This window comes from Propionispora vibrioides (assembly GCF_900110485.1).
Lineage (GTDB): Bacteria > Bacillota > Negativicutes > Propionisporales > Propionisporaceae > Propionispora > Propionispora vibrioides.
On record NZ_FODY01000047.1, the window covers coordinates 1 to 7184 of the forward strand.

Annotated in this window: 5 protein-coding genes; all 5 read right to left on the reverse strand. The window is 44.3% G+C overall.

Features of this window, described 5'->3' with window-relative positions:
* Nucleotides 1-876: 876 nt before the first annotated feature.
* A complete protein-coding gene (gene glpT, locus BMW43_RS20610; RefSeq protein WP_091752411.1) occupies nucleotides 877-2202 on the reverse strand; it encodes a glycerol-3-phosphate transporter in 1326 nt (441 codons plus the stop codon).
* A gap of 101 nt (nucleotides 2203-2303) precedes the next feature.
* Nucleotides 2304-3455: a glycerophosphodiester phosphodiesterase gene (locus BMW43_RS20615; RefSeq protein WP_091752414.1), complete on the reverse strand. Its 1152-nt coding sequence runs from the start codon at nucleotides 3453-3455 to the stop codon at nucleotides 2304-2306.
* A gap of 180 nt (nucleotides 3456-3635) precedes the next feature.
* Nucleotides 3636-4298 (reverse strand): response regulator transcription factor, encoded by a 663-nt coding sequence (locus BMW43_RS20620; protein ID WP_091752417.1) that lies wholly within the window; start codon nucleotides 4296-4298, stop codon nucleotides 3636-3638.
* A gap of 5 nt (nucleotides 4299-4303) precedes the next feature.
* Nucleotides 4304-5767, reverse strand: coding sequence for a HAMP domain-containing sensor histidine kinase (locus tag BMW43_RS20625; protein WP_091752420.1), 1464 nt, complete (start codon nucleotides 5765-5767; stop codon nucleotides 4304-4306).
* On the reverse strand, nucleotides 5764-6699 hold the full coding sequence (locus BMW43_RS20630; protein ID WP_091752424.1) for a substrate-binding domain-containing protein: 936 nt from the start codon (nucleotides 6697-6699) through the stop codon (nucleotides 5764-5766). The genes BMW43_RS20625 and BMW43_RS20630 overlap by 4 nt, the downstream gene beginning before the upstream one ends.
* Between the last annotated feature and the right edge of the window lie 485 nt (nucleotides 6700-7184).

A 7184-nucleotide genomic window follows, 5' to 3' on the forward strand; every position in this document is an offset into this window, starting at 1 on the left:
GTGGCTGCCGGTTTAAACGGAAGACTTGGTTGGAAACGGCCCGGGAGGATAGATAGTTGCTGGTTAAGAGAAAGACACTCACTTTGGTGGGTGTTTTTTGTTTGTGCTGATAAGTTGAAGTAGTTAAGCTCACATACGTCAAGGAAGGTACTGACGTACCTTTGATTTATTCCTGTGTGTGGCTAGGTAGAAGAGTTATCGTCTTTAGTAACGAAAATGAAATAAGTCAGTGGCTGCCGGTTTAAACGGAAGACTTGGTTGGAAACGGCCCGGGAGGATAGATAGTTGCTGGTTAAGAGAAAGACACTCACCTTGGTGGGTGTCTTTTGTTTGTGAGCAACAGAATTTACTGCATTGCTATGGTAGGGCAAGGTTAGGATTAAGTCTGTTACTTTTTTTAATGAGCTAAGCTATCTTCAACCATCATTTCCCCTTTTGTCAGGATACCAAAGGGGAGCAAAAAATCTAGGCCTGATACTCCAAAAGACTTGCCGGCAGAGGCAGATTCCGTTAAGAAATCCGATTGTTTGAGCGAAGCGAGTTTCGGATTTTAGGAATCTGCCTCTGCTGGCATCCTTCAGACCGTCTTTTTCCGTAAAGGCCGTGGGAAACGTCTCATTAGATAGCTTCCAGCAAATAAGTGAAATCGTTTCAAGGGAACTAATCTTGCTAGTCTTACTATATTACCTTGATATAAGAGGCTGTATAGACTGCTTGCGACAATGTAGCTAATGATCGCTGCATTAATAAAAAAAGAAGACCGAAACGAGTTCGGTCCATAAACATAATCATGTATATAATATAGAGGAAGAAATATAATGCCTGATTAGGCAGTGGAAATCAAACTAGTTAACATACTTTAACGATAAACTAATCTTATGCCTTTTCACTGGTAGCCTTAAAGTTCCAGGTCATAGCCAGGAATAGCATTGCTATGATGCAGGAGGCGATTAGAATATAGAAACCGGCATCCCAGCCAAAGCTTTTAACCGCATAACCGATGCCAGAACTGGCGCCTACTGTACCAAAAAGATAGCCGAATAGTCCGGTAAAACCTGCTGCTGTTCCGGCTGCTTTTTTCGGAACCATATCCAAGGCACTGACACCAATCAACATAACCGGCCCATAGATTAAGAAGCCAATTGAGGATAAAGCAATGATGTCAAGCATCGGGTTGCCTACAGGGTTTTTCCAATAAAGAAAAACGGAAACTAAGGTAAGCGCCATGAAGATGAAGGTAACCGGTGAGCGGCGTCCTTTAAATACTTTGTCGCTTAACCAGCCGCAAAGTAGAGTACCGGGAATACCGGCGTATTCAAAGAGGAAATACCCAATGCCGGAGCTTTTAACGGACAATTGCTTTACTTGCATCAAGTAGGTAGGCGACCAGTCTAGCACACCATACCGTACGCAGTAAACAAAGGCATTGGCAAAGGCAATCAGCCATACGTACTTGTTATTTAATACATAGTTGAAAAGAATCTCTTTTACCGTCAATTCTTTCTCCGGATTTACGTTGGTTGCGACGACAGGGTAATCATTTTTGTATTCTTCAATAGAAGGCAACCCTTCGGATTGAGGGGTATCTTTTAGTGTCAGAAATACATATAAGCTAAGCAATGCGCAGATTACACCAGGAACATAGAACATGCCCTGCCAGCCGTAAGTACCTAACGCCCAAATACAAATCGGGGCAATGAGTCCGCCGCCGATATTGTGGGCCGTGTTCCAGATGCCCATTTTAGTGCCGCGTTCGCTGACGGAAAACCAGTGCGTCATTGTACGGCCAGCAGGCGGCCAGCCCATTCCCTGGAACCAACCATTAATAAACATGAGTACCCACATGGCGGCAACGCTGCCGGCAACAGGGAAAAAGAAATTCACAATAGCAGAAAGTAAGAGACCGATACTCATAAAATAGCGGGGATTGCTGCGGTCAGACCAGGTAGCCATTACAAATTTACTAAGGCCGTAAGCCAGACCTAGGGCTGCGCGAACATTGCCGACATCGGCGGTAGAAAAGCCAAAATGCTTGATCAGATGCGGTGCGGCCAGCGGGAAATTGCTTCTGGTCAGGTAATAGGCGGCGTAACCGAAGTAAACACTGCAAAATACCTGAAGACGGGATTTAGGATATTTTTTGTCAATCTCCTCGGCAGGTAACCGGGGAATATGTGGTGCCGGTTTCATAAAATCAAACATTTGTGTTCTCCTTTTTATTTATTAATTTGCCTTTGTCTCAGGAAGGCGATCACATGGATCCCTTTCACTGAGACAAAGGCTAAGTGAGGAAAGAGGGCCGTTTATTCGGCAGAGTCGCCACCCTTTTTCGTTGTTTTTGTGCTGCCTGTCACAATATCCGTACCGGTATGATAGGGACTATTTACATTGATAGTTGGTTCGGCTACAGCCATACCACGGTCAATTAAAACCTTGCGCAGCAACCAGGGCTTATCTGAGATCATTCCATCAACGCCCATATCAAGCAGCATATTCATTTTGTCCGGGCTGTTGACCGTCCAGGGAACGACCTTAATACCTAATTCATGTGCCTCGGTTACCATTTCATTGGAAAGTTCTTCCCAATAAGGGGATACTACATCAGCTCCAATTGCCTTTGCTGCTTTGATATAATCACCTTTAAAAGTGTCAATATCAAGGCCGGCCATCCAGGGAGAAGCACCTTTTTCATAAGGCTGACGGCATTGGCTGTCCCGTCCCCAGGAAGGCTGCTCACAGGTTAAGGCAACCAAAGTAATATTGGGGTCTAGTTTTTTCATTTCTTTTAGGGTTCGCCAGTCGAAGGATTGCAGCATGACCCGGTCTTCCATATGATACTTTTTCACGATCTCATAGAACTTCTTAACAAAGACTGCCGGATTAGGGCTGTTTTTTGCTTCAGGGAAAGCCGGATCGGGATAACATTTGGTTTCAATATTAAACATGATTTTATCATTGCCATAAGCATTAGCTAATTCAAATACTTCTTCCAAAGTCGGAAGCTTGGTGCCGGGAACGGACAGTTGGGTTTTACCGTGTCCTTCGTAATAATCGCCGGCTTCCGGATTCATTGTCCCTATGTCGAATTGCTTTACCTGCGCCAGCGTCATGGTGCGGATATCATACTGGTTAGGTGCTACATATTTTCCGTCCGGGCCTTTGGCTAGATTGTGGCTCATAAACGGATTGTGACTGATGACGATTTGTCCGTCCTTGGTCAATTGCATATCCATTTCCAGTGTAGTTACTCCCAGTTCCATGGCATACGCAAAAGATATCAGCGTATTTTCCGGACGGGCGTCACGACCGCCACGATGGGCCTCAAAATCGAAAATCTGCGGAACCGCCTTGGCTTGGACCGATGACATACCGATAAAACTCATACCGGATGTTAGGACTACAGTGGCAGCACCGGCTGCGAGAACGCGTTTCCAATAACCTTTCTTGCTTTGCATAGTACACGCTCCTTTTTGTGTTTTGTACATAGAATTCATGTGCCCTAATTATCGCACTATACAGAAAATTTAGGTATCGGTAAAAGTGCTGATTTTACCGTAAGAAAAACATAAAAAAATGCGTAGGAAAAAACACTACGCATAAAAAGAAAGCTATTCAATTCAATAAGGAGAAGACTATTACGATTGTACGGGCAATAAGCCGTGCTTTAGAGCGTATTCTACCAGTTGACTCTTCTGAGTACAGTTTAATTTCTCCATCATCCTGGTTTTGTAGGTATCGACTGTTTTGACACTGATACATAGACAGTCGCCAATCTGGGTCATAGAGTAACCGCGGACAATGAGCTTAAGAACTTCCCTCTCCCGGGAGCTTAGCAACGTATAGGGATCGGTCGCGGGAGTTTCCGTTTCCCTGCCGGTCAAAAAACTGTTTAGAAGCAATTGAGAGTTTTTGGGGCTCAGATAGCGTTTGCCTTTGGCTACGACTCTAACAGCATCAAAGAGTTCTGTATCTACCGCATGTTTTTCCACATAGCCTAAGGCGCCTGACTGCATGGCCTCTTTAATGTAGTTTTCGTCTTCAAACATGCTAAGGACGAGTATCTTGGTGGAAAGCTTACGGCTCTTTATCTCCTTGATACATTCCAGACCGCCCATGTTAGGCATCGATAAATCAAGAATTAATACATCGGCGGATAAGGTTGTCAGCAGTTCCAGCGCTGTATCTCCGTCAGAAGCCTCGCCGACTACTTTAAAATCAGGCTCATTGTTTAACAGCAGTTTTAGTCCGGTTCGTAGGACGGAATGATCATCAGCCAGGATAACCTTTATTTTATACATAACATTCACTCCAAACGCATTGGTAATTGAACAGTAATTAATGTGCCTTGTCCAGTAGTTGTTTCGAACTCAAAATTGCCGCCTAGCAACTCGGCCCGCTCTTTCATTCCGTAAATTCCGAGGCGGCCGTTTTTGTGAGCTTTTTCCAAAGCTTCTGTACTTATTCCCTTTCCATTGTCTTCGATCATTAAGGTAACCTTATTTTCATAGTAGGACAAAGTTATGTAGACTTGAGTGGCTTGGGCGTGTTTAGCTATATTGGTCAGACTTTCCTGCAATATGCGGTATAAGGCCAGTGAAATCTCATTAGATAATAACGGCGGGACAGCAGGCGTTAAGAAGCTGACCTCCATAAGATGCTGGTTGCGGAAGGTCTGGATATATTTTTCCATAGCGGCAATAATTCCTAGATCATCCAGGATGGGTGGCCGCAGTTCGACAGCCATTTTACGAAGTCCTTCCAGCACATTTACAGCTACGTCACGGGCTCCTAAGAGAAGTGTTTTCTGGTGCTCATCGGTTAATTTGGATAACAGCACCTTCATGTAGGCAAGTAAGGAAGCTAATGATTGATTGGTTTCATCATGCAGTTCACGGGATATTCGTTTCCGCTCTTCCTCCTGGATGGTATAGAGCTTATTCATTAATACGGCTCGCAAAGCTTCCTTTGTACGCAGTTCCTCCAGCAAGCGATTATTTTCCTGTTTCTTTTGTTCCAGGGTGGCAGCCATTTGATTAAAAGCAGAAGCCAGATGACCAATCTCATCTTCCGTAGTTACTTCTGTCTTTATGGAAAAGTTGCCCCGTTCAATTTCTTTCGTCGCTTTGGCCAGCCGGGCAACCGGCCGGATGATAATGGACGACAAGCGGGTGGCGAAAAGCGAAGCGAGGCTGCAAAGGATTAACGTGATGATGAAAAATTCATTAATATTCTTGTTTAATAATTTCTGCGTGGTTTTTTCCAGCATACCAACCCGGACAAAGCCGATGGAGCCTGCTTCAATGGGGACAATAATTTCGCGCACCAAGCCTTCATTGCTGTTATATTTAGCGATTTGATAGCCCTCCGGGGTGGCATTATCTAAAGCAATGGGCGGTGTAAAGGCTATTTTGGCCGGTGAAGACTTGGGTGTATTGGCCAGGCCTTGTGGGAGAAGTCCGGAGAACGTATGGGCTAGGACCCGGCCATAGGAATCGGTAATTAAGATATAGCGAATGTCGTCATTGTTGTTTTTAGCCTTATTTAAACGGTCAAAGAGGGCGTAATGATCATCCAGTAAAATATCATTGTTGCTGAGACTGGCAATGTAGGTTGCTACTTCCGCTCCCCGTTTTTCCATTTGATAATTTAAAAGCCGTTCGGTGGTTCCGATCATGATGACACCGATAATGATGCTGAATAAGAGTAGAATACCGATAATGATCGCATTGATTTTATAATAGATACTGATTTTTTGCAATTTAATCATGGCCGTGCACCTGTCCGCTTGTAGAGCTTTCGCAAGGGATCATATAAATCGGGAGCGGGGGGGATAAACCGGTCAATAACCAGTTTTTGCATGGCTGCCGCCGTTTCCGGATCTTGATGCATGCTCAAAAAGATACGGCGTAATTCTTCTTTTTGTTCCGGCGGAACCCGTTGGCTGATAACAACCGGGCCGGTAGGTGCCGGCTCCATAGAGGTGATAATGCGAACATTGCCTGCCAGTTCCGGATTACGAACTTTAACATACTCATAAATTTGGCTGTCGAAGCTGGCACCATCGGCTATATGGTTGGCGACAGCCCAGAGTGATTTGTCATGACTATAGGTATAGAAATAACGCTGAAAAAAACGCTCCGGTAATGTATTGTGGTCGCGCAGGTAGTCCTCAATGACCATATGGCCTGAATAACTTAACGGATCGGTAAAAGCGAATACCTTGCCTTGCAGATCACTGATAGAATGAATGTTGCTATCTTTATGGACAATTACATCGGCCGTATAGAGAACCGAATTGTCATGTTCCGTCATAACCAAAGGTTCAATCTCGTTCATTCCTTGATAGGAACTGTAGGCGCCGGTAGAGAGAAAGGCAATATCTACATCGCCGTTAGCCAGGAGCAAATTAACCTCCGCATACGTTTTACGCTGAACCAATACAGCGGGCCGCCCTGTTTCTTTTGAAACATAGTCGGCAATTTTGCGATAATAGATAATTGTTTCATGGGGAGACATGACGCTGGCCAGAGCAATGAAAATAGGACGCTGCACAGATTCATCCTTTTGGCTGACAGCTTCGTCCGCCGGACGATTGAAGTCAATGTAAGGAAGCTGTTCAGTTGCATTGGGGCAGCCGGTTATAGTCATTCCTAATAAAACGAGAGCGGAAAAAATAATGATAACGTAACGATTTTTCATATGTTCTCCTAAAAACCACCGCTGTACGATGTACAGGCCGGAATAATCTCATCAAGATTATAACATAAGTTATTTGGGTAATTAAGAAGTTTAGACAAAGCTAACAATCTGTTTTGTAGAAATTGCTATTTGACACAATTCATTGAAAATGCTATTATATAAAAGTCGCTGAACAGGGCGGCAGGAAATGGTAAGAAAGCCAATAAAAAACAGGTTGACAGGCAAAAGCCGATGTGATAGTATATAAAAGCTGTCGCAAGGCGGCGGTCAACAGGAACTGCGGCAACGCAGTCCGGTGTTCTCTGAAAACTGAACAATGTAAGGTATAAACAATATGCCAGATGTGCGGACTCGTATCACTTAGGTGATACAGTCACAATAAATAATTCTTTAAACAATTATAGAGCCATCAAAAGGCTCCATAAATAAACTTTTATGGAGAGTTTGATCCTGGCTCAGGACGAACGCTGGCGGCGTGCCTAACA

Coding starts and splice junctions, on each gene's coding strand:
- BMW43_RS20615 (WP_091752414.1), bottom strand. CDS start 3,455: ATGCAAAGCAAGAAAGGTTATTGGAAACGCGTTCTCGCAGCCGGTGCT.
- BMW43_RS20630 (WP_091752424.1), bottom strand. CDS start 6,699: ATGAAAAATCGTTACGTTATCATTATTTTTTCCGCTCTCGTTTTATTA.
- BMW43_RS20620 (WP_091752417.1), bottom strand. CDS start 4,298: ATGTATAAAATAAAGGTTATCCTGGCTGATGATCATTCCGTCCTACGA.
- BMW43_RS20625 (WP_091752420.1), bottom strand. CDS start 5,767: ATGATTAAATTGCAAAAAATCAGTATCTATTATAAAATCAATGCGATC.
- glpT (WP_091752411.1), bottom strand. CDS start 2,202: ATGTTTGATTTTATGAAACCGGCACCACATATTCCCCGGTTACCTGCC.